The sequence below is a fragment of the Streptomyces sp. NPDC093568 genome (assembly GCF_044764945.1).
Lineage (GTDB): Bacteria > Actinomycetota > Actinomycetes > Streptomycetales > Streptomycetaceae > Streptomyces.
The window spans coordinates 33,334-52,173 of the sequence record NZ_JBIWJD010000009.1; the positions used below are offsets into that span (position 1 = coordinate 33,334).

Consider the following 18,840-nt stretch of genomic DNA (forward strand, 5'->3'; position numbering starts at 1 on the left):
GCCTTCCGTGAGTGACCGTCGTGATCTCACGGAAGGCATCGTCATGACCGAGACCCTGAAAGCTCCCCTCGGATCACCACCACGCGCGCAAATGGCGCCGTCACGGCGTGCGTGGACCGTCGCCCTCGCCGGACTCGGCGCCCTGCTCTGCTCCCTCGACGTCGTGGTCGTGGCCACCGCGCTGCCCGCGCTGCGGGCCGACTTCGGGGCGAGCCTGTCGGAGCTGGAGTGGACGATCAACGCCTACAACCTCGTCTTCGCCTGCCTCACCCTGACCGGCGCCGCGCTCGGCGACCGGTTCGGGCGGCGGCGGATGTACGTCGTCGGGCTCGCCGTCTTCACCCTCGCCTCGGCCGCGGCGGCCCTCGCCCAGGGCCCGGGCCAGCTGATCGGCGCGCGGGTGCTCCAGGGCGCCGGGGCCGCCGTCCTGCTGCCGCTCACGCTGACCCTGATCAGCGAGGCGTTCCCGGCTGAGAAGCGGGGCGTGGCCATCGGGATGTGGGGCGGGGTGACCGGGCTCGGCGTGGCGGCCGGGCCGGTGCTGGGCGGGGCCGTCACCGAGGGGCTGTCCTGGCAGTGGATCTTCTGGCTGAACGTGCCCCTCGGGCTGGCGATGCTGCCTCTGGCCGCCACCAAGCTGCGCGAGAGCTACGGGACGCGCCCCCAACTTGACCTGGTGGGACTGGTGTTGGCGGCCATCGGCCTGACCGGTCTCGCCTGGGCGCCGGTGCGCGCGCCCGAGGCCGGGTGGGGGAGCGCCGAGGTGCTGACCGCGCTGGCGGTCGGAGCGGTGTTCGTGGCGGCCTTCCTGGGCTGGGAGCGGAGCGGCGCCCGCTATCCGATGCTGCCGCTGTCGCACTTCCGCCGCCGGGGCTTCTCGACCGCGAACGCCTCCGGCTTCCTCCTCTTCGCCTCGCTGCTCGGCGCCCTGTTCATGATCACGCAGCTCTTCCAGCTCGGCCTCGGCTACTCCCCGCTGGAGGCGGGCGTGCGGATCCTGGTCTGGAACGCCACGCCTCTCCTGGTCGCGCCGATCGCCGGTGCGCTCGCCGACCGGTTCGGGAACCGGCCGTTCATGTTCGGCGGACTGGTCCTCCAGGCGACGGGCCTGGCCCTGCTGGCCTGGCAGCTCGAACCCGGCGTCGCATACGGCAGCCTCGTCGTCCCGCTGATCGTCGCGGGCGTCGGCATCTCCATGGTGTTCCCGAGCGTGGCCAACGCCGTGACCTCGTCCGTCCCGCTGGGCGACGCGGGCGTCGCGGCCGGCGTCAACAACGCGCTGCGCGAGCTGGGCGGGGTCTTCGGGGTGGCCGTCGCCGCGGCCGTGTTCACGACGTACGGCGCCTACGGCTCCCCGCAGGCGTTCATCGACGGGGCCGGCGCGGCGCTGTGGGTGAGCGCGGGCGCGGCGGCCGTGGGGGCGGCCGTGGCGGCGTTCGCGCCCTCCCGCGGGCGAGCGTAGGCAGGGGGTTGCGGCGACATCTCCACCCTCTTTATAGTCGTACTGACTATTAAGGGGGTGGGTTCGCATGGAGTACGACAAGTACGCGCATGAACCCTTCGCCGTCACCGCCGACCTCGCCGTCCTCACGATCCTCGACGGCGTCCTGCACGTCCTGCTCGTCGAACGCGGGCAGGAGCCGTACCGGGGGCACTGGGCGCTGCCCGGCGGCTTCGTGCAGCCGGACGAGTCGGCCGAGACGGCCGCCCGGCGCGAACTCGCCGAGGAGACCGGCCTGTCGGACGTCTCCGGGCTGCACCTGGAGCAGCTGCGCACCTACAGCGAACCCGACCGCGACCCCCGGATGCGGGTCGTGACGGTCGCCTTCACCGCGCTGCTGCCGCACCCGCCCGAACCGCACGGCGGCAGCGACGCCGCGCAGGCGCGCTGGGTGCCGTACGACGAGGCGGGGCCGCTCGCCTTCGACCACGACCGGATCCTGGCCGACGCCCACGAGCGCGTCGGCGCGAAGCTGGAGTACTCCGGCCTGGCCACCGCCTTCTGCCCGCCCCAGTTCACGCTCGGCGAGCTCCAGCAGGTCTACGAGACGGTGTGGGGCACCGCCCTCGACCGGCCCAACTTCCGCCGCAAGGTGCTCGCCACGCCCGGCTTCGTCGAGCCCGTCCCCGGCGCCGCCCGGCTCACCGGCGGCCGCGGCAAGCCGGCCGCGCTGTATCGCGCGGGCCGTGCCACCACCCTCCACCCGCCCCTGCTGCGGCCCACCCCGGAAGGACGCCCCGCATGACCACGACCACCGTCCGCAAGCGCGCCGCCACCGGCGCACTGCTCGGCCTCGCCCTCGGCGACGCGCTCGGCTTCCCGACCGAGTTCAGCGACGTGCCGTCGATCCTCGCCAAGTGCGGGCCGTGGCGCGAGATGGAGCTGCCGACGCCGGCGATCGTCACCGACGACACGCAGATGACGCTGGCGTTGGGGAAGGGGCTGCGGACGGCGATGGACCGGGGCGTGCTCGGGCCGAAGCGGCTGGAGCGTCCGGTGCGCGAGGAGTTCGTGGACTGGTACCAGTCACCGGAGAACAACCGCGCGCCGGGCCGGACCTGCCTGGTCGCCTGCGACCTGCTGAAGGACGAGAACAGGCCCTGGCAGGACGCCAGCCAGATCAGCTCCAAGGGCTGCGGCGCCAACATGCGCGTCGCGCCGATCGGGCTCGTCCCCGGTCTCAGCGACGAACAGCGCGCGGGCGCCGCCCAGTTGCAGTCCGCGCTCACCCACGGCCATCCGACGGCTCTCGCCGCGTCCGACCTGACCGCGCACGCCGTGCGACTGCTCGCCCAGGGCGCCGAGCCGACCGGGCTGGTCGGGCTGCTGCGGTCGTACGCCTACGAGAACCGCACCCGCTACCACGAGCGCTGGCTCGGCGACCTGTGGACCCGCAGCCAGGATCCCTCGGCCGAGCACTTCATCGCGCGCGGCTGGGACGAGTGCCTGGGCGTCCTGGACCGGCTCCAGGAGGCCGTGCGCGGCGTCTCGCCCGAGACCGACCCGTGCCTGGCGACCGGCGAGGGCTGGATCGCCGAGGAGGCCATGGCCACCGGGCTGCTGTGCTTCCTGTGGTTCGTCGACGAGCCGCTCACCGCGCTGCGGCGGGCCGCCTGCACCGCCGGGGACTCGGACTCGATCGCCTGCCTGGCCGGCGCGTTCGCGGGCGCCTGGCTAGGCGCGGACGTCTGGCCGACGGCGTGGGCGGACCGGATCGAGTACCGGGGGGACCTGCTGACCCTCGGCGCCCTCTGGGACGCTTGACGGATGATCGACGCCCTGGACCTCGACCTCGCCCCCGTCGTCGCCGAACAGCCCGACCCGGTGCTGTTCGCCACCGTCTCCGGCGCGCACCTGTACGGCTTCCCGTCACGCGACTCGGACGTCGACCTGCGTGGTGTGCACCTGCTGCCGGCCGCCGACCTGGTCGGCCTGCGCGAGCCGGACGAGACGCGGTCGCGGATGTGGCTGCGGGACGGCGTCGAGATGGACCTGGTCACGCACGACCTGCGCAAGTTCGTCCGGCTGATGCTGCGCCGCAACGGATACGTCCTGGAGCAGTTGCTCTCACCGCTCGTCGTGCACACCACCGACGCCCACCGGGAGCTGGCCGAGCTCGCTCCCGGTGTGCTCACCAGCCACCACGCGCATCACTACCGGGGGTTCGCCGGCACCCAGTGGCGGCTGTTCGAGAAGACCGGCGAGCTCAAGCCGCTGCTGTACACCTTCCGGGTGCTGCTCACCGGCGTGCATCTGATGCGCAGCGGTGAGGTGCAGCCCCATCTGCCGACGCTGATCGGCGAGGTCGACGCGCCCGGCTATCTGCCGGAGCTGATCGCGGCGAAGGCGGAGCAGGAGCACGGTGGCACCGATGTCGACCACGCGCGCGTGGCGGCCGATATCGAGCGGCTGCACGGCACGCTCGACGAGGCGCAGGCGGCCTCAGCCCTGCCCGACGCCCCGCGCGGATACGACGCCCTGCACTCCTTCGTCGTACGGACCCGGCTGGAGGGCTGACGCGCGGCGGACCCGGATCAGGAACTCCTCCACCAGGCGACGGTCCGGCCGGTCCGGGAGCGGGCTGCGTCGGGCGGCCTCCTCCGCCTCGCTCGCCAGACGGGTCATCCGGCACTCCACTTGCGACCAGGGCACCTCGCCCCGCTTGACCTCCAGCAGCGCCTCGCGCCGGTCGCCCACGTCGATCGTCAGGCGGCCGGTGCGCAGCGTGTCGCGGGCGCTCGCGAGAAGACGGAGGAGATGCATGGCGTGCTTCCAGCGCGGGGCGCCGTGGACGCGGATGTCCGCCTCCAGCTTCTTGCGCTGACCGAGCGCGTAGCGCGTGAACGTCTCGTGGACCTGGCGGGACAGGAACGCCCCGCGCAGGGCGAGCAGCTCACGGCCGGTGTCGTCGACGTGCTCCACGAGCGGGGAGTGCAGGCACTCCAGGATGTTCGGGTTGGCGCGCAGGGCCAGCTCGCAAAAGCGCTCCAACTCCCAGCTGAACTGCTCCTCCAGCGGGCCGTCGACATGCGTCGGCGGCTTGTCGAAGCGCCAGAAGAGGGGCGTGGGGGCGAGGAAGACGCCCCGGCGGTCGGTGTCGCTGTCGTCCGTGGCCAGACCGAAGGCGCGCGAGCCCATCACACAGGCGTAGATCGTGTGGTCGCGTACCAGGGTCTCGGGGTCCATGCCCGGGAGGGTACGCGGCGGATCACACCAGCCGGATCGAATTTCCGTCCACGGTGATCTCCTTCGCGGGCAGTGGTCGCGTGGCCGGGGGGTTCTCCACCGCTCCGTCCGTGATGCTGAACTTGCTGCCGTGACAGGGGCAGTTGATCGTCCCGTCCGAGACACTGCCGACCGTGCACTGCTGATGCGTGCAGATGGCGGAGAAGGCCTTGAACTCGCCCTGCTGCGGCTGGGTCACCACCACCTTCTCGTCCTTGAAGATCGTGCCGCCGCCCACCGGGATGTCGGACGTGCTCGCCAGCTCCTTGCCCTCCTCGCTGGTCTGGCCGTCCTGGCCGGGGGAGGTGGTGGAGGTCGAGGTCGAGCCGCCGTCGTCGCCGGAATCGCCGCAGCCCGCGACGAGCGCCGCCGCGCCTGTCGCGCCCGTGGCGATGAGGATCGTGCGCCGCGTCGGACCGTTGGTCATGTCGTGACTCCGAAGGTGCGGAAGAACCAGCGGCGGAGGTCAGCCGCCGGGAATGTTGCTCCGAGCGGAGCAACAGCATCTTTGCACTCAAAACAACGAAGGAGAAGCAACCCAGGAGGGAGGGCGGTAAACGGCGCATTTCGTACATCGGGTAGCCCAGTGCGCACCGGCCGCGCCCGCCGCACGCGGGCTGACTAGGCTGGACAGTCGTAGAGCCGATCCGTACTTCAGCAAGGAGCAGCGCCGTGGCGGTACGAGCGGTCCGGGGGGCCGTCCAACTGGAGCAGGACGAGGCCGGCCACATGGACGAGCAGGTCGGTGCCCTGCTCACGGCGATCCTGGAGCGCAACGGCCTGACCGCGGACGACCTGATCAGCGTCTGGTTCACGGCCACGCCCGACCTGCACAGCGACTTCCCGGCGGCGGCCGCGCGCAAGCTCGGCATCGTGGACGTCCCGCTGATCTGCGCCCAGGAACTGGACATCGCCGGCGCCATGCCCCGGGTCGTCCGCGTCCTCGCGCACATCGAGTCCGACAAGCCCCGCGCCCACATCGCGCACGTCTACCTCGGTGCCGCGGCCGCCCTGCGCAAGGACATCGCCCAGTGAGAACCGCCCTCGTCATCGGTACCGGCCTCATCGGTACGTCCGCAGCGCTCGCCCTGTCCCAGCGAGGCGTCGTCGTCCACCTCGCCGACCACGATCCCGAGCAGGCCCGTACGGCCGCCGCGCTCGGCGCCGGCACCGACGAGGCCCCCGACGGGCCCGTCGACCTCGCGATCGTCGCCGCCCCGCCCGCGCACGTCGCCCGGGTGCTCGCCGACGCGCTGCGCCAGGGCGTGGCCCGCGGCTACCTCGACGTGGCCAGCGTCAAGGGCGGGCCGCGCCGTGAGCTGGAGGCGCTCGGGCTCGACCTGTCCTCGTACATCGGCTCGCACCCCATGTCGGGCCGCGAGAAGTCCGGCCCGCTGGCCGCCACCGGTGACCTCTTCGAGGGCCGGCCCTGGGTGCTGACGCCGACCCGCGACACCGACACCGAGGTGCTGAACCTCGCCCTGGAGCTGGTCTCGCACTGCCGCGCCGTGCCGGTGGTCATGGACGCCGACGCCCACGACCGCGCGGTCGCCCTGGTGTCCCACATGCCCCACCTGGTGTCCAGCATGGTCGCCGCGCGCCTGGAGAGCGCCGAGGAGGCGGCCGTACGGCTGTGCGGCCAGGGCATCCGGGACGTGACCCGGATCGCCGCCTCCGACCCGCGGATGTGGATCGACATCCTCTCCGCGAACCCCGGCCCGGTCGCCGACCTGCTCACCGACGTCGCCGGCGACCTGGAGGAGACCGTACGCGCGCTGCGCGCGCTCCAGTCGTCCGACGAGGCCAAGCGGGTCGAGGGCACGGCCGGGATCGAGGACGTGCTGCGGCGCGGGAACGCCGGACAGGTGCGGGTACCGGGCAAGCACGGGGCCGCTCCGCGGGTCTACGAGGTCGTGGCCGTGCTCATCGACGACCAGCCGGGGCAGCTGGCGCGGATCTTCGCGGACGCCGGGCTGGCCGGGGTCAACATCGAGGACGTGCGCATCGAGCACGCGACGGGACAGCAGGCCGGTCTGGTGCAGCTGATGGTGGAGCCGAAGGCGGCGCCGGTGCTGAGCGCCTCGCTGCGCGAGCGGGGCTGGGCGATCCGCCAGTAGGGCGCTGAGCAGCGCGCGGCCGGACGAGTGACGCGAACCCAGTAACCTTGTGCGGGGCGCCCTCGCGTCCCCGTACTCCCGCCACACCGCACCAGGAAGGTGTCCCCCCGTGGAAAACGGTGCCGCCAAGCCCGTGATTGTCGCCATCGACGGCCCGTCCGGCACGGGCAAGTCGAGCACGTCGAAGGCCGTCGCCGCGCAGCTCGGGCTGAGCTACCTCGACACCGGCGCCCAGTACCGGGCGATCACCTGGTGGATGGTGACCAACGGCATCGACATCGAGGACCCCACCGCCATCGCCGCCGTGGCCGGCAAGGCGGAGATCGTCTCCGGCACCGACCCGGCCGAGCCGACGATCACCGTCGACGGCACCGACGTCTCCGGCCCCATCCGCACCCAGGAGGTCACCTCCAAGGTCAGCGCGGTCAGCGCGGTGCCCGAGGTGCGTGCGCGGATCACCGAGCTGCAGCGCTCGCTGGCCAAGTCCGCCGAGTACGGCATCGTCGTCGAGGGCCGCGACATCGGTACGACCGTGCTGCCCGACGCCGACCTCAAGATCTTCCTCACCGCCTCCCCGGAGGCCCGCGCGGCGCGCCGCAGCGGTGAGCTGAAGGGCGCCGACGTCAACGCCACCCGCGAGGCCCTGATCAAGCGTGACGCGGCCGACTCCAGCCGCAAGACCTCGCCGCTCGCCAAGGCGGACGACGCGGTCGAGGTGGACACCACCGCGCTCACGCTGCCGCAGGTCATCGAGTGCGTGGTGACCCTGGTCGAGGAGAAGCGAGCCGCGAGGTGAGTGTTCCGTCCGAGCGGGGCGCGGACATCGGGCGGCGCATCGGCGTCCCCCTGATGTACGGGCTGTGGCGCCCGCGGGTCCTGGGCGCCTGGAAGGTGCCCGCCGCCGGGCCGGTGATCTACGCGGTCAACCACAGCCACAACATCGACGGGCCGATGGTGATGGGCGTCTCGCCCCGGCCCGTGCACTTCCTGATCAAGAAGGAAGCCTTCATCGGTCCGCTCGACCCCTTCCTGACCGGCATCGGCCAGGTGAAGGTGGACCGGCACGCCGCCGACCGCACGGCCATCACGCAGGCGCTCGACGTCCTGTCGCACGGCGGTGTCCTCGGGATATTCCCCGAGGGCACGCGCGGGCACGGCGACTTCGCCGCGCTGCGCGCCGGGCTCGCCTACTTCGCGGTGCGCAGCGGCGCGCCGATCGTCCCGGTCGCCGTGATGGGAAGTTCCGAGAAGCGGGGACGGTTGATAAAGGGGCTGCCTCCGCTGCGGCACCGCGTCGACGTCGTCTTCGGCGACCCCTTCGAGGCGGGCGACGGCAGCGGGCGGCGTACCCGCACGGCGCTGGACGAGGCGACCGAGCGCATCCAGAAGCAGCTCACCGAGCACCTGGAAATCTCCAGGCGGCTGACCGGCCGCTAGGCGACACTGAGTAGTGGATCAGACGGGGGAAACCCGGACGTTCCACCGATCACCACGATGAACGACGAGGTACGGACTTCATGAACGACCACATCCACTCCGACGGCTCGCGCGAGGAGCACGACCACGGAGAGCTTGGCGACGCCGAGTACGCGGAGTTCATGGAGCTCGCCGCGGAAGAGGGCTTCGACCTCGAGGACGTCGAGGGTGCCATCGAGGCGGCCGGCCACGGCCCGCTGCCCGTGCTCGCCGTCGTCGGCCGGCCCAATGTCGGCAAGTCGACTCTCGTCAACCGGATCATCGGGCGCCGCGAGGCCGTCGTCGAGGACAAGCCGGGCGTCACCCGTGACCGGGTGACCTACGAGGCCGAGTGGGCGGGCCGCCGCTTCAAGGTCGTCGACACCGGCGGCTGGGAGCAGGACGTCTTCGGCATCGACGCCTCCGTGGCGGCGCAGGCCGAGTTCGCCATCGAGGCCGCCGACGCCGTCGTGTTCGTCGTCGACGCCAAGGTGGGCGCCACCGACACCGACGAAGCCGTCGTACGACTGCTGCGCAAGGCCGGCAAGCCCGTGGTGCTCTGCGCCAACAAGGTCGACGGACCCAGCGGTGAGGCAGACGCCGCCTACCTGTGGTCGCTGGGCCTGGGCGAGCCGTACCCGGTCTCCGCCCTGCACGGCCGTGGCACCGGCGACATGCTGGACGCCGTCCTGGAGGCCCTGCCCGAGGCACCCCAGCAGACCTTCGGCGGCACCGGGGTCGGCGGCCCGCGCCGCATCGCGCTCATCGGCCGCCCGAACGTCGGCAAGTCCTCGCTGCTGAACAAGGTGGCCGGCGAGGAGCGTGTCGTCGTCAACGAGCTGGCCGGCACCACCCGTGACCCGGTCGACGAGCTCATCGAACTGGGCGGCGTGACCTGGAAGTTCGTCGACACCGCGGGCATCCGCAAGCGCGTCCACCTCCAGCAGGGCGCCGACTACTACGCCTCGCTGCGTACCGCGGCCGCCGTCGAGAAGGCCGAGGTCGCGGTCGTCCTGATCGACGCCGCCGACAGCATCTCGGTGCAGGACCAGCGCATCGTCACCATGGCGGTGGAGGCGGGCCGCGCGATGGTGATCGCCTACAACAAGTGGGACACCCTCGACGAGGAGCGCCGCTACTACCTGGAGCGGGAGATCGAGACCGAGTTCGGCCAGGTCGCGTGGGCGCCCCGGGTGAACGTCTCGGCGCGCACCGGGCGGCACATGGAGAAGCTGGTTCCGGCGATCGAGACGGCCCTCGCGGGCTGGGAGACCCGGGTCCCGACCGGCCGGCTGAACGCGTTCCTGGGCGAGCTGGTCGCCGCCCACCCCCACCCGATCCGCGGCGGCAAGCAGCCCCGCATCCTGTTCGGCACCCAGGCGGGCACCAAGCCCCCGCGGTTCGTGCTGTTCGCGTCCGGGTTCATCGAGGCGGGCTACCGGCGCTTCGTCGAGCGCCGGCTGCGCGAGGAGTTCGGCTTCGAGGGGACGCCGATCCACATCTCGGTGCGGGTGCGCGAGAAGCGCGGCAGGAAGAAGTAGCGAACACAGGTGAAGGGCGGCCCGCGTCGGGCCGCCCTTCACCTGTGTTCAGCCTCTGCGCGCCGGCGGCAGGGCGGGCGGGACATGGTGCATGCCCTGGCCCTGCGGGCCGATGTGCCCGACGCGCTGCCACTGCGGCTGCTGACCGCTGCCGTGCCGGGCGCTGTGCGCCCCCGCGCTGTAGGCGCTGTACGAGCTGCTGAACGACCCCGGACGATGGCCGCCGTAAGGGCCCGTACTGTGCTGCATGCTCCCGAACGCGACGAACCCGAGGTCCTCCTCACCGCTGCGATCACCCGGCAGCGAACGGAAGGACTTGACGTACTCGGCGTAGAGCGCGTCGTAGATCGGCGTGGGCGATGGGCCGCCCTGGAGGCGGGGAACGTCGTATGCGTGCACGTATGTCCAAACGACCCCGAGCCTGATGAGATGCGGTCGGGGTGCGCCCCTTTGGGGGCGCGGGGCTGCGACCTCATACGGCTCCGCCGCGAGGGACTGCAAATGACCCGCGGCCGCCGACGAACGCGCAGCCCCTTCGGAGTCGGCGCCGTCACGTCCCCGCGAGAGGCAGTGCCGCGGCGACCAGCTTTCCGTTGGCGGCCGCCTTGTCCAGCGCGTCCCGCAGCAGATCCTCCCGGGGCTGACGTCCGATGGAGCCCACCGGGGCCGCGAACATCAGGACCTGCTGGTGCTTGTTGGCCGCGGCCCGCCAGCCGTCGGTCACCAGCAGCGGCTGGTGCGCCTGCCACCACGCGACCGGCTGCCCGCCATTCGAGCCGGGCTGGAGCACCGCGTGCAGCTGACCCATCGCCAGCAGCACGGACCAGCCGTGCAGCACCGGAGGCACGTCGGCCAGCTCCGGCACCGGCATGAACCCCTGTTCGATGAGCAGCGGCAGGAAGTCGTCCCCGGCGCCGACCGCCCCGGGGCGCACGATGGGCCCGGTGGGCTCCACGACCAGGGCGGGGTGCAACTCCCCGGAGATCAGCACCAGTCCGCTGGTCACGCCGAGCACGGCCTGCTCCGGCACGATCGCGTCCGGCTCCAGGTCGACCGTGTCGCCGGTGATGGACTTCACGGCGCCCTTGAGCTGCTCCTCGGTGACCTGGACGACCTGCGAGGGCAGACAGGTGGCGTGGGCGAAGGCGAGCACGGCGGTCTCGTCCCCGATGAACAGGACGGTGCTGGTGCGCTCCTGTTCGGAGTCGCCCGGGGTGCGGCAGGACGTGCAGTCGTAGCTGCCGGGGGCGTTCTCTCCGGCGAGCAGCCGGTCGGCTTCCTCGTCGCCGATCTCGGCACGTACCTCGTCGCTGACGTCGAGCATGCGTGGCACGGGTGGCTCCTCGGGATGTGGTGCGTCGTGGGGCCGGGTGGCTCCCGGCCCGTGAACCGGGCGGGTCCCGGGCTCATGAAGAAGACAACGGGCGATCTGTGGCGGGAGTCACGCACCAGGGCGAACGGAATCGAACCATCCAACGCGGACCGTCACGTTGCGCGCGGAATCGCCTACTCACTGTCAAGTCGATGCAAATGCAGGGTAGTTGGTTGCGTGGGGTGTGTCACAGATCGCCGGGTTCGGTGGTCGACAAATCCGGAAATCAGCGAATGAAGTGGGTGGCTGAAAATTGCCGATACCGAAGGTAACGGCGAACTGGCCTGGAACGACAAGGAGTTGGTTGATCTCCGCTGGTCAAAGTCCCTACATTCCTCCGCCGTGTGCAACGAGCACCGCTCGGGTACGTCCGCCGAACCGCACCAACCGGCTTCACAGCACGCCCTTCCGGCGGACGGGACGAGCGCGGCCCACGCGCCCCATGGCGTGGGGGAGTCGCGCTCCGTCCGGGGGAGCCCGGGTCCTTCGAGAGGGACCTACATGTCCGAATGTGCCGATAACACTCACGACAACGCTCGCAAGACGGCCAAGGCTTCGAACAGGGGCCAGACGCGTACGACGGCGGTCCTCGCCGGGGCGGCACTGCTCGCCCCGCTCGGACTGCTGGCCGCGACCGGCAACGCCGCAGCGGCGGACAGCGGAGTGTGGGACCGCATCGCGCAGTGCGAGAGCGGCGGCAATTGGCGCATCAACACCGGCAACGGCTACTACGGCGGACTGCAGTTCTCCGCCTCCACCTGGCGCGCGTACGGCGGCACGGCCTACGCGCCGACGGCCGACCAGGCCAGCAGGGCCCAGCAGATCGCTGTGGCCACCAAGGTCCAGAAGGCCCAGGGATGGGGCGCGTGGCCGACCTGTTCGGCCCGGGCCGGGGCTTATGGCGGCGCACCCGCGGCTCCCGCCACCGGCTCGCAGTCCTCTGCCACCAAGGCGGCTCCGTCGACCGCCGAGGCGGCCCCCTCGACTCCTTCGCGGACACAGGAGCGTTCGGAGGGCGGCCACACGACCCGCGACGCGTCCCGTGGTGACTACACCGTCCGCGAGGGCGACACGCTGAGCGGCATCGCCGAGCAGAACGGCACCACCTGGCGCCGGCTCTACGCGGCCAACAAGTCCGTCATCGGCGGCGATCCCCACCTGATCGTGCCGGGGCAGCGCCTCGAACTCTGAGCGCCTCCAGGGGCCCACCCGGTCCGCCGACCGGGTGGGCCCCCTTCGGCCGTCGGACGCGCCGCACCGATCGACGGCAATAAGCTGCCTAGCGTGCTCATATGAAATACGCACCGCTCAGCATCGCCGTCGCCGCCGCCCTGTTGACCGCCGTCGTCCCGGGCACGTCGCACGCCACCCAGGCGCCCCAGGTGGCGCCCGCACCACACATGTCCGGACCACCGCCCAAACCCGCGTCCCTGTCCTGTGCGAAACACCATTGGCCCTGGGGCTGTGTCGCCAAGTGCGAGAGCGGCGGCAATTGGCGCATCAACACCGGCAACGGCCACTACGGCGGGCTTCAGTTCTCGCAGCCGACGTGGGAGGGCTTCGGCGGGCTGAAGTACGCCCCGCGCGCGGACCTCGCCACCCGCAAGGAGCAGATCGCCATCGCCCGCAAGGTCGTGGCCGTGCAGGGCTGGGGAGCCTGGCCGCACTGCTCCCGGCGCTACGGGCTCAAGGGCCGCATGAAGTGGGAGGAGCCCGGCCGTGCCCAGCCCGTCAAGCAGCGGCTGACCGACGCGCTGCTGCTCATGCCGAGGAAGTCGGTCCGGTTGGTCGCGTCGCGGTCCGGGCTTCGTACTCGCCCGCTTCTCCACTGAACACGACAACCCCGCGCCGCAGTTCGTACACGAGTGCCGCCCGGCCCCGCAGGACGGGCGGCACTCGCTGTTCGGCGACGACCACGCACGCGTCCAGTCCGCTCAGCAACTCGTACGTACGGGCCGCCACGGCGGGCGACATGCCCTGCGCGGGTTCGTCCACGAGCACGACACGCGCGCGTGCCGACAGGGCGCGGGTGAGGGCCAGCATCCGCTGTTCGCCGCCGGACAGGGTGCCGGCACGGCGTGTCAGGAGGCGTTCGAGCCGCGGGTAGGCGTCGAGGGCTATGTCGTACGACGTGGCCGTGAGTTCGAGGTTCTCGCGCACGGTGAGCGAACCGAACACCGCCTGCCGCTCGGGGACCAGGCACAGTCCGCGGTGGGCCCGCTCGTGGGCGGGCAGCCGGGTCACGTCGACGCCGTCCCACACCACCGCGCCGCCCGACAGCCGCACGCTTCCCGCGAGGGCGCGCAGGGCGGTCGTACGGCCGGAGCCGTTACGGCCCAGCAGCACGGTGAGGCCGGGGCCGTGAGCGGCGATCGTGACGCCGTGGAGGGCCTCCAGGGGGCCGTAGCGCACGCGCGCGTGGCGCAGGGAGATCGTGGTCATGCCGGGGTCTCCCGGGCGCCTGCCGCGTCCAGGACGCGGTCCGGTGGGCCGGAGGCGACGATGCGGCCCGCGGCCATGACGTGCACCGTGTCCGCGAGGTCGGCGACCAGGTCGAGGTCGTGCTCGACGACGAGCAGGGCCATGCCGTCCGCGGCGAGGGCCTTCAGGACCCGGGCCAGCGCGTCGACTTCCGCGGTGTCGAGGCCGGCGGCGGGTTCGTCCAGCAGCAGGACGCGCGGGCTGCCCGCGAGGGCCCGGGCCAACTCGACACGCCGGAGCGTGCCGGTGGGGAGGCCGGCGGCGGGCAGGGAGCGCACGGGGCCGTCCAGGGCGAGCAGCCGCAGGGCCCGTTCCACGGCCGACGGGTCGTGGACGCGGCCCTGCTCGGCGCCCACGCGGACGTTGTCGGCCACGGTCAGCGAGGGGAAGACGGCCAGCTGCTGGAAGGTGCGGGCGATGCCGAGGCGGGTGCGGGCGTGGGCGGGCAGGCGGGTGATGTCGCGGGAGCCGAGTCGGACGTGTCCGTGGGCGGGGCGGTGGGTGCCGGCCAGGCAGTGGAACAGGGTGGACTTTCCCGCGCCGTTGGGGCCGACGACCGCGGTGATGCGGCCGGGGGGCACGGTGAGGGTGATGTCGTCCAGGGCGGTGAAGTTGTCGTAGCGGGCCTGGAGGTGGTGGGTGGTGAGTGCGGGGGCGGGGGAGGGGGTGTGGGGGTGCACGCGGCCTTCGGCTTCCGCGTTCGGGTGCCCACTCGCACCGCCCGTGGCGCTTTCGTCGTCGGGTGCCGGTGGCCCTTGTGGGGGCCCGCCGCCGTCGGCGGCCGCGGCTCTGATGACGCTCGACCGCACCCGCGTCCCCACCGCCGTAAGCCCCGCTCCGCGCCCCGGCCGCAGCCGCCTGGCCGCCGTCCGTACCGCCTCGTACGGCCCTCCGGGAAACCGCCCCACCAACACCGCCAGCACCCCGATCAGCGCCGCCGCCACGCCGCCCCGGGCGCCCGCGTCGAGGCCGACCAGGAGGGCCGCGGCGGCCAGGGCGCCCAGGGTGCTGTCGGCGCCGAGGACGACCACCGCGGCGAACCAGAGGAGGCCGCGGACGGGGTCGTAGGCGGCGGGGTCGAAGGCGCGCAGGCCCATGCCGAGCATGCCGCCGCCGAGGGCCGCCAGGGCGGCGCCCGAGACGAAGGCCAGGAGCTTGAGGGCGGGTACCTGCACGCCCGCCGCCGACGCCCCGGACTCGTGGTCCCGCATCGCCGCCAGGGCCCGGCCCGTGCGGCCCCGGCGCAGCAGCCAGGTGGTCAGCAGGGCGGCCGCCAGGAGGCAGAGCTCCAGGACGTAGTACGCGCGGTCGCCCTCGAAGCCCGCCGGGCGGCCGAGGGACAGGCCCGCGATCGCGTACGGCTGGGCGAAGACGAAGCGGCTCACGCCGACGCCGACCGCGAAGGTGGCCAGGGCCAGCGCGAGGCCGCGGCGGCTGATCGCCGGCCAGCCGGTGAGGAGGCCGAGCGGGGCCACCAGGACGACCGCGAGGGCCAGCGCCGCGAGCTCCGGCAGACGGGGCAGGCCCGGGAAGCGGCCCGCCGCCAGCAGGGCCGTGAACAGGGCGCCGAGGCCGGCGTAGGCCGCCTGCCCGAGCGAGATCTGGCCGCCGCGGCCGGTGACGACGACCAGGGACAGCAGCACCACGCCGAGGGCCGGCACCTGCACCGACGTGTGCAGGTCCGAGCCCGCGAAGCCCAGGGGCAGCAGGAAGAGGACGACCGCCACGATCCAGGCGCCCGCGGGGGTCGGCACGCGCGCGGTGGCCGTGCGCGGGAGCGCGTCGCGCGTGCCCACGCTCGGCAGGGCCAGGGCCGCGATCAGCAGGGCGACGACGAAGAGGTTGGTGCCGACCGCCTGGAGCAGGGGCGCGGCCCAGCCCGACGGATGCAGACGGGTGAGCTGGCTCTGCGCCACACCGATCGCCAGCGCCGTCACCACCGCGACCGGCAGACTGCGCATCCGGGCGACCACCGCGACCGCGACGACCTCCATCACCAGCAGCGGCAGGCCGTACGGGTCCAGGCGCACGTACGGGGCCAGCAGGACGCCCGTCAGGCCCGCCGTGAACGAGCCGAACGCCCAGCCGGCCGCCGCGACCCGGTCCGCGTCGATGCCGCCCAGGACAGCCAGCCGCCGGTCGTCGACCACGGCACGCAGCTCCCGGCCGAAGCGCGTCCAGCGGATCACCGCCCCGACCCCGGCCGCGAGGACGAGCGCCACCGCCAGCTGCCCCCACGGGTCCGCCGACACCAGCTGCGGCGCGTCGTCCCGCGCACCCTGGCCCCACAGCAGCGCCGCCCCGCCCACCAGCAGCACGAACACCCCGATGGACGCCACCAGGGTCTGCGCGGGGTCGCCGCCCAGGACGGACAGCGGGCGGAAGACGAATCGTTCCAGCGCCATCCCGATGCCGGGCGCCAGGACCAGCAGCGTCACCGCCGCGCCCGCCCACAGCGGCCAGCCCCACTCCACCACGCACTGGCGCAGCGCATAGGCGCACACCATCGCGATCGCCCCGTGCGCGAAGTTCAGCACGCCGGTCGCGCGGTAGGTGACGACCAGGCCGATCCCGGTGAGCGCGGCTGCGCTGCCGACCGAGAGGCCGGCCAGGGTGAGGTCGTATGTCAGGGCGGACATCAGTCGTCCGCTTCGGCCGGCTCACAGATCGGGCACGGGCTCAGCTCGCCGCCGCGCACCAGCTTCGCGTCGACGGGCACGGCCTCCGCCTTCCCCGCGACCAGCGGGCAGTCCGCCCGGTGCCAGAGCGTGCCGCCGGGCACCATCAGCAGGTTCCCGCTGACCGCCAGGGGCGCCGTGGCCGACTGCCCGGCCTCCCCGGCGTCGGCGGGCTCCGCGGCCACCAGCAGGGCGTACAGCTCCTCCACGCGCGCCGCGGCGAGCGCGCCGCGCCCGTGGGTCAGCAGCACCGACCCGGCGATGATCAGCGCGGCGCCGGGGACCGTGCAGGAGGCCAGGTAGGGCAGCTGCTGCTCGGCGAACCGCTCGCCGGAGACGCCGTACCAGCCGATGACGCACAGCACCGCGCCGGCCGCGAGGGCGGCCCAGCCGGCCCAGAGGACGGGGTGCACGGTCCGCAGTCGGGCTGTCCGCATCGCTGGCTCCCACACGTCGGGTCTGTGTGTCTGTGCATCGGGTTTCTGCGCATGTGGCCGGCCGTCTTCCAAGTCCGCCAATGGACTTGCACTATGCCTCCTGCAAGCTGACCCTGAAAGCACCGGGCGCACACGGCCCGGATGGACACCCGGTGGTGAGCCAGATGGTTCTCGGGAGCGACCTCAGGCGGCGCGGCGCACACAGGGGACGGGGGGCGCTGCTGGCGGCCGCCCTGCTCCTCACCCTCGCCCCGGGCCTCGTGGCCTGCAGCGACGACGAGGGAGGCGGCGGCGACGAGTCGCCACCGGCACCGACCGTCGAGCGGTCCGGGCAGTCGCCGTCCGCGACGGCGCCCGCGGACCTGGGGGCGGCCGAGACGGAGATCAAGCAGAACTGGCAGAAGTTCTTCGACCCGAAGACCTCGCTTGAGGACAAGCAGACCGTCCTCGAGAACGGCGAGCGGATGGCACCGGTCCTCCAGGCGTTCAGCGGCGACGAGCGCGGCGGGCAGGTCCAGGCGCAGGTCTCCAAGATCGAGTTCACCTCGCCGACCGAGGCGAACGTGACCTACGACCTCACGCTGAAGGGCGCCACCGCCCTGCCGAACGCCTCCGGAACCACGGTCGAGCAGGACGGCACCTGGAAGGTGTCCGCCAAGACCCTGTGCGCGCTGGTCCAGTTGAGCGGCAATGGGTCGCCGGTCCCGGGTTGCTGAGGCGGCGATCGCCGTGCTGTTGCTGACTCTGAGTACGGCGTGCGGCAGCCGGCTGCCGGAGAGCGACTTCGAACACCGCGACCGGGACAGGGCCTCCGAGCCGCCCGTGGACCGCACCCCGATCCGCGTCGGCATCATCACGAGCGCCACCAGCCCGGTCGGCGGCGACGCATTCACCGGCCCGCGCGACGGCGCCAAGGCCTACTTCGACCGCCTCAACGCGCGCGGCGGCATCGACGGCCGCCGGGTCGAGGTGCGCGAGTGCGACGACGGCGGCAGCGGGGTCGGCAACAACGAGTGCGTGCACGACCTGATCGACGAGGAGAAGGTCGTCGCGCTCGTCGCCACCACCGCGCTGGACTACGCGGGCGCCTCCCGCGTCTCCCACGCGCGCGTGCCCGACATCGGCGGCCAGCCCATCGGATCCGCCTACGACACCTACCCCCACCTGTACGGGATCTACGGCAGCCTCGCGCCACGCGACGGCACCACCGGCTGGGACGGCGAGCAGTACGGCGGCACCGAGGTCTACCGCTACTTCAAGCGGGAGCACGGCGCCCGCACGGCCGCCGTCGTCTCGTACAACCAGCCCGCGTCCGCCGCCTACGCACGGCTCGTCGAGCGGGGGCTGAAGGCCGAGGGCTACAAGGTCGTCACCGAGCAGGTCGACTTCGCGCTGCCCAACTTCCGCGCGGCGGCGGCCGATCTGAAGGAGCAGGGCGCCGACCTCGTCTTCGACGCCATCGACAGCCACGGCAACGCCCGGCTGTGCGAGGCGATGGACGACGTCGGCGCGTTCGTCACCGCCAAGGTGACCAACGTGCAGAACTGGACCTCCACCGTCGCCGAGGACTACAAGGACTCCCCGCGCTGCCGCAACGCCCTGTGGGCGACCGGGTCGTCCCGCAACTACGAGGACACCGACCAGGAGGCCGTACGGGAGTTCAGAGACGCAACCGAAGGCCTGGGGACGCACTCCCAGTGGCAGCTGGAGGGCTGGGCGGCGGCCATGTGGTTCACGGACGCGGCGAAGGCGTGCTCCGGGCAGGGCGTCACGCGCGCGTGCGTCGACGGCCACATGAACCGCAGCCACGGATACACCGCCGACGGCCTGCTGATCCCGGTCACGTTCGAGCGGCTGCCCGAGCCGCCGAAGAGCCGCCGGACCTGTCTGTCGGTGGCCCGCTGGGAGGACGGCCGGGGCTGGGTCTCCCAGGCGGACATGAACGACACGTGCTTCGAGGTGCCGCAGCTTTCGTACGTGCCGTGAGGCGCAACCAAAAGGCCGTATCGCCGGTCCAACCGAGAGAGCCGAGA

General features: G+C 72.6%; 20 protein-coding genes. 13 read left to right on the top strand and 7 right to left on the bottom strand.

Annotated features, from left to right (window positions below; translation table 11 throughout):
* The first annotated feature begins 43 nt into the window (after positions 1–43).
* The 4 genes from ACIRD7_RS31470 to ACIRD7_RS31485 all read left to right on the top strand — a co-directional run bounded on the left by ACIRD7_RS31470 (position 44) and on the right by ACIRD7_RS31485 (position 4,018).
* Positions 44–1,462 (top strand): DHA2 family efflux MFS transporter permease subunit, encoded by a 1,419-nt coding sequence (locus ACIRD7_RS31470; RefSeq protein ID WP_403458939.1) that lies wholly within the window; start codon positions 44–46, stop codon positions 1,460–1,462.
* Between the two features lie 67 nt (positions 1,463–1,529).
* Positions 1,530–2,246 carry an NUDIX hydrolase gene (locus tag ACIRD7_RS31475; RefSeq protein ID WP_403458940.1) on the top strand — a complete coding sequence of 239 codons (717 nt, stop codon included), beginning with the start codon at positions 1,530–1,532 and terminating at the stop codon, positions 2,244–2,246.
* Positions 2,243–3,265: an ADP-ribosylglycohydrolase family protein gene (locus ACIRD7_RS31480; RefSeq protein WP_403458941.1), complete on the top strand. Its 1,023-nt coding sequence runs from the start codon at positions 2,243–2,245 to the stop codon at positions 3,263–3,265. The genes ACIRD7_RS31475 and ACIRD7_RS31480 overlap by 4 nt, the downstream gene beginning before the upstream one ends.
* 3 nt (positions 3,266–3,268) lie before the next feature.
* Positions 3,269–4,018 carry a DNA polymerase beta superfamily protein gene (locus ACIRD7_RS31485; protein WP_403458942.1) on the top strand — a complete coding sequence of 250 codons (750 nt, stop codon included), beginning with the start codon at positions 3,269–3,271 and terminating at the stop codon, positions 4,016–4,018.
* Here the strand turns inward: ACIRD7_RS31485 and ACIRD7_RS31490 are convergent.
* Together ACIRD7_RS31490 and ACIRD7_RS31495 are read right to left on the bottom strand one after the other, a co-directional pair.
* Positions 3,944–4,687 (bottom strand): DNA polymerase beta superfamily protein, encoded by a 744-nt coding sequence (locus ACIRD7_RS31490; protein ID WP_403458943.1) that lies wholly within the window; start codon positions 4,685–4,687, stop codon positions 3,944–3,946. The genes ACIRD7_RS31485 and ACIRD7_RS31490 overlap by 75 nt on opposite strands.
* 22 nt (positions 4,688–4,709) lie before the next feature.
* Positions 4,710–5,153 carry a Rieske (2Fe-2S) protein gene (locus ACIRD7_RS31495; RefSeq protein WP_403458945.1) on the bottom strand — a complete coding sequence of 148 codons (444 nt, stop codon included), beginning with the start codon at positions 5,151–5,153 and terminating at the stop codon, positions 4,710–4,712.
* A gap of 245 nt (positions 5,154–5,398) precedes the next feature.
* Between ACIRD7_RS31495 and aroH the strand changes: the two genes are divergently transcribed.
* From aroH to der, 5 genes are all read left to right on the top strand, one after another.
* Complete coding sequence (aroH, locus tag ACIRD7_RS31500; protein ID WP_403458946.1) at positions 5,399–5,761, top strand: chorismate mutase; 363 nt, start codon at positions 5,399–5,401, stop codon at positions 5,759–5,761.
* On the top strand, positions 5,758–6,843 hold the full coding sequence (locus ACIRD7_RS31505; RefSeq protein WP_403458947.1) for a prephenate dehydrogenase: 1,086 nt from the start codon (positions 5,758–5,760) through the stop codon (positions 6,841–6,843). Before aroH ends, ACIRD7_RS31505 begins: the two co-directional genes overlap by 4 nt.
* Positions 6,844–6,952: 109 nt before the next feature.
* The gene (gene cmk / locus ACIRD7_RS31510; protein ID WP_403458949.1) at positions 6,953–7,639 is read left to right on the top strand and encodes a (d)CMP kinase; all 687 of its coding nucleotides are present in this window, start codon (positions 6,953–6,955) and stop codon (positions 7,637–7,639) included.
* 53 nt (positions 7,640–7,692) lie between these two features.
* The gene (locus tag ACIRD7_RS31515; protein ID WP_403459373.1) at positions 7,693–8,280 is read left to right on the top strand and encodes a lysophospholipid acyltransferase family protein; all 588 of its coding nucleotides are present in this window, start codon (positions 7,693–7,695) and stop codon (positions 8,278–8,280) included.
* 80 nt (positions 8,281–8,360) lie between these two features.
* Positions 8,361–9,839 carry a ribosome biogenesis GTPase Der gene (der, locus tag ACIRD7_RS31520; protein ID WP_403458950.1) on the top strand — a complete coding sequence of 493 codons (1,479 nt, stop codon included), beginning with the start codon at positions 8,361–8,363 and terminating at the stop codon, positions 9,837–9,839.
* Positions 9,840–9,887: 48 nt separating this feature from the next.
* Here der and ACIRD7_RS31525 read toward each other — a convergent pair whose 3' ends face one another.
* Both ACIRD7_RS31525 and ACIRD7_RS31530 read right to left on the bottom strand, forming a co-directional pair.
* Positions 9,888–10,238: a hypothetical protein gene (locus tag ACIRD7_RS31525; RefSeq protein WP_403458951.1), complete on the bottom strand. Its 351-nt coding sequence runs from the start codon at positions 10,236–10,238 to the stop codon at positions 9,888–9,890.
* Positions 10,239–10,389: 151 nt separating this feature from the next.
* Positions 10,390–11,172 carry a hypothetical protein gene (locus ACIRD7_RS31530; RefSeq protein ID WP_403458952.1) on the bottom strand — a complete coding sequence of 261 codons (783 nt, stop codon included), beginning with the start codon at positions 11,170–11,172 and terminating at the stop codon, positions 10,390–10,392.
* 540 nt (positions 11,173–11,712) lie between these two features.
* Here ACIRD7_RS31530 and ACIRD7_RS31535 point away from each other — a divergent pair.
* Together ACIRD7_RS31535 and ACIRD7_RS31540 are read left to right on the top strand one after the other, a co-directional pair.
* A complete protein-coding gene (locus ACIRD7_RS31535) occupies positions 11,713–12,402 on the top strand; it encodes a transglycosylase family protein (RefSeq protein ID WP_403458953.1) in 690 nt (229 codons plus the stop codon).
* A gap of 101 nt (positions 12,403–12,503) precedes the next feature.
* Positions 12,504–13,043: a transglycosylase family protein gene (locus tag ACIRD7_RS31540; RefSeq protein ID WP_403458954.1), complete on the top strand. Its 540-nt coding sequence runs from the start codon at positions 12,504–12,506 to the stop codon at positions 13,041–13,043.
* On the opposite strand, the gene ACIRD7_RS31545 is transcribed toward ACIRD7_RS31540, so the two are convergent.
* Genes ACIRD7_RS31545 through ACIRD7_RS31555 form a run of 3 tightly spaced genes read right to left on the bottom strand, consistent with a single transcriptional unit; the run spans position 12,973 to position 16,807 of the window.
* Positions 12,973–13,653: an ATP-binding cassette domain-containing protein gene (locus ACIRD7_RS31545; RefSeq protein ID WP_403458955.1), complete on the bottom strand. Its 681-nt coding sequence runs from the start codon at positions 13,651–13,653 to the stop codon at positions 12,973–12,975. The two genes, ACIRD7_RS31540 and ACIRD7_RS31545, sit on opposite strands and share 71 nt — an antisense overlap.
* Entirely contained in the window at positions 13,650–16,331 is a 2,682-nt protein-coding gene (locus tag ACIRD7_RS31550) for an ATP-binding cassette domain-containing protein (protein WP_403458956.1), read from the bottom strand. Before ACIRD7_RS31550 ends, ACIRD7_RS31545 begins: the two co-directional genes overlap by 4 nt.
* The gene (locus ACIRD7_RS31555; protein WP_403458958.1) at positions 16,331–16,807 is read right to left on the bottom strand and encodes a hypothetical protein; all 477 of its coding nucleotides are present in this window, start codon (positions 16,805–16,807) and stop codon (positions 16,331–16,333) included. The genes ACIRD7_RS31550 and ACIRD7_RS31555 overlap by 1 nt, the downstream gene beginning before the upstream one ends.
* Before the next feature lie 164 nt (positions 16,808–16,971).
* On the opposite strand from ACIRD7_RS31555, the gene ACIRD7_RS31560 reads away from it, so the two are divergent.
* On the top strand, positions 16,972–17,523 hold the full coding sequence (locus tag ACIRD7_RS31560; RefSeq protein WP_403459375.1) for a hypothetical protein: 552 nt from the start codon (positions 16,972–16,974) through the stop codon (positions 17,521–17,523).
* The gene (locus ACIRD7_RS31565) at positions 17,498–18,793 is read left to right on the top strand and encodes an ABC transporter substrate-binding protein (RefSeq protein ID WP_403458959.1); all 1,296 of its coding nucleotides are present in this window, start codon (positions 17,498–17,500) and stop codon (positions 18,791–18,793) included. The genes ACIRD7_RS31560 and ACIRD7_RS31565 overlap by 26 nt, the downstream gene beginning before the upstream one ends.
* Positions 18,794–18,840 lie beyond the last annotated feature (47 nt).

Excerpts from the sequence above, each read along its gene's own strand:
- ACIRD7_RS31535 (WP_403458953.1), top strand. The coding sequence starts at position 11,713 with ATGTCCGAATGTGCCGATAACACTCACGACAACGCTCGCAAGACGGCC.
- ACIRD7_RS31540 (WP_403458954.1), top strand. The coding sequence starts at position 12,504 with ATGAAATACGCACCGCTCAGCATCGCCGTCGCCGCCGCCCTGTTGACC.
- ACIRD7_RS31470 (WP_403458939.1), top strand. The coding sequence starts at position 44 with ATGACCGAGACCCTGAAAGCTCCCCTCGGATCACCACCACGCGCGCAA.
- ACIRD7_RS31485 (WP_403458942.1), top strand. The coding sequence starts at position 3,269 with ATGATCGACGCCCTGGACCTCGACCTCGCCCCCGTCGTCGCCGAACAG.
- der (WP_403458950.1), top strand. The coding sequence starts at position 8,361 with ATGAACGACCACATCCACTCCGACGGCTCGCGCGAGGAGCACGACCAC.
- ACIRD7_RS31515 (WP_403459373.1), top strand. The coding sequence starts at position 7,693 with ATGTACGGGCTGTGGCGCCCGCGGGTCCTGGGCGCCTGGAAGGTGCCC.
- ACIRD7_RS31560 (WP_403459375.1), top strand. The coding sequence starts at position 16,972 with ATGGTTCTCGGGAGCGACCTCAGGCGGCGCGGCGCACACAGGGGACGG.
- ACIRD7_RS31480 (WP_403458941.1), top strand. The coding sequence starts at position 2,243 with ATGACCACGACCACCGTCCGCAAGCGCGCCGCCACCGGCGCACTGCTC.
- ACIRD7_RS31550 (WP_403458956.1), bottom strand. The coding sequence starts at position 16,331 with ATGTCCGCCCTGACATACGACCTCACCCTGGCCGGCCTCTCGGTCGGC.
- ACIRD7_RS31475 (WP_403458940.1), top strand. The coding sequence starts at position 1,530 with ATGGAGTACGACAAGTACGCGCATGAACCCTTCGCCGTCACCGCCGAC.
- ACIRD7_RS31555 (WP_403458958.1), bottom strand. The coding sequence starts at position 16,807 with ATGCGGACAGCCCGACTGCGGACCGTGCACCCCGTCCTCTGGGCCGGC.
- ACIRD7_RS31565 (WP_403458959.1), top strand. The coding sequence starts at position 17,498 with ATGGGTCGCCGGTCCCGGGTTGCTGAGGCGGCGATCGCCGTGCTGTTG.
- ACIRD7_RS31490 (WP_403458943.1), bottom strand. The coding sequence starts at position 4,687 with ATGGACCCCGAGACCCTGGTACGCGACCACACGATCTACGCCTGTGTG.
- ACIRD7_RS31495 (WP_403458945.1), bottom strand. The coding sequence starts at position 5,153 with ATGACCAACGGTCCGACGCGGCGCACGATCCTCATCGCCACGGGCGCG.
- ACIRD7_RS31545 (WP_403458955.1), bottom strand. The coding sequence starts at position 13,653 with ATGACCACGATCTCCCTGCGCCACGCGCGCGTGCGCTACGGCCCCCTG.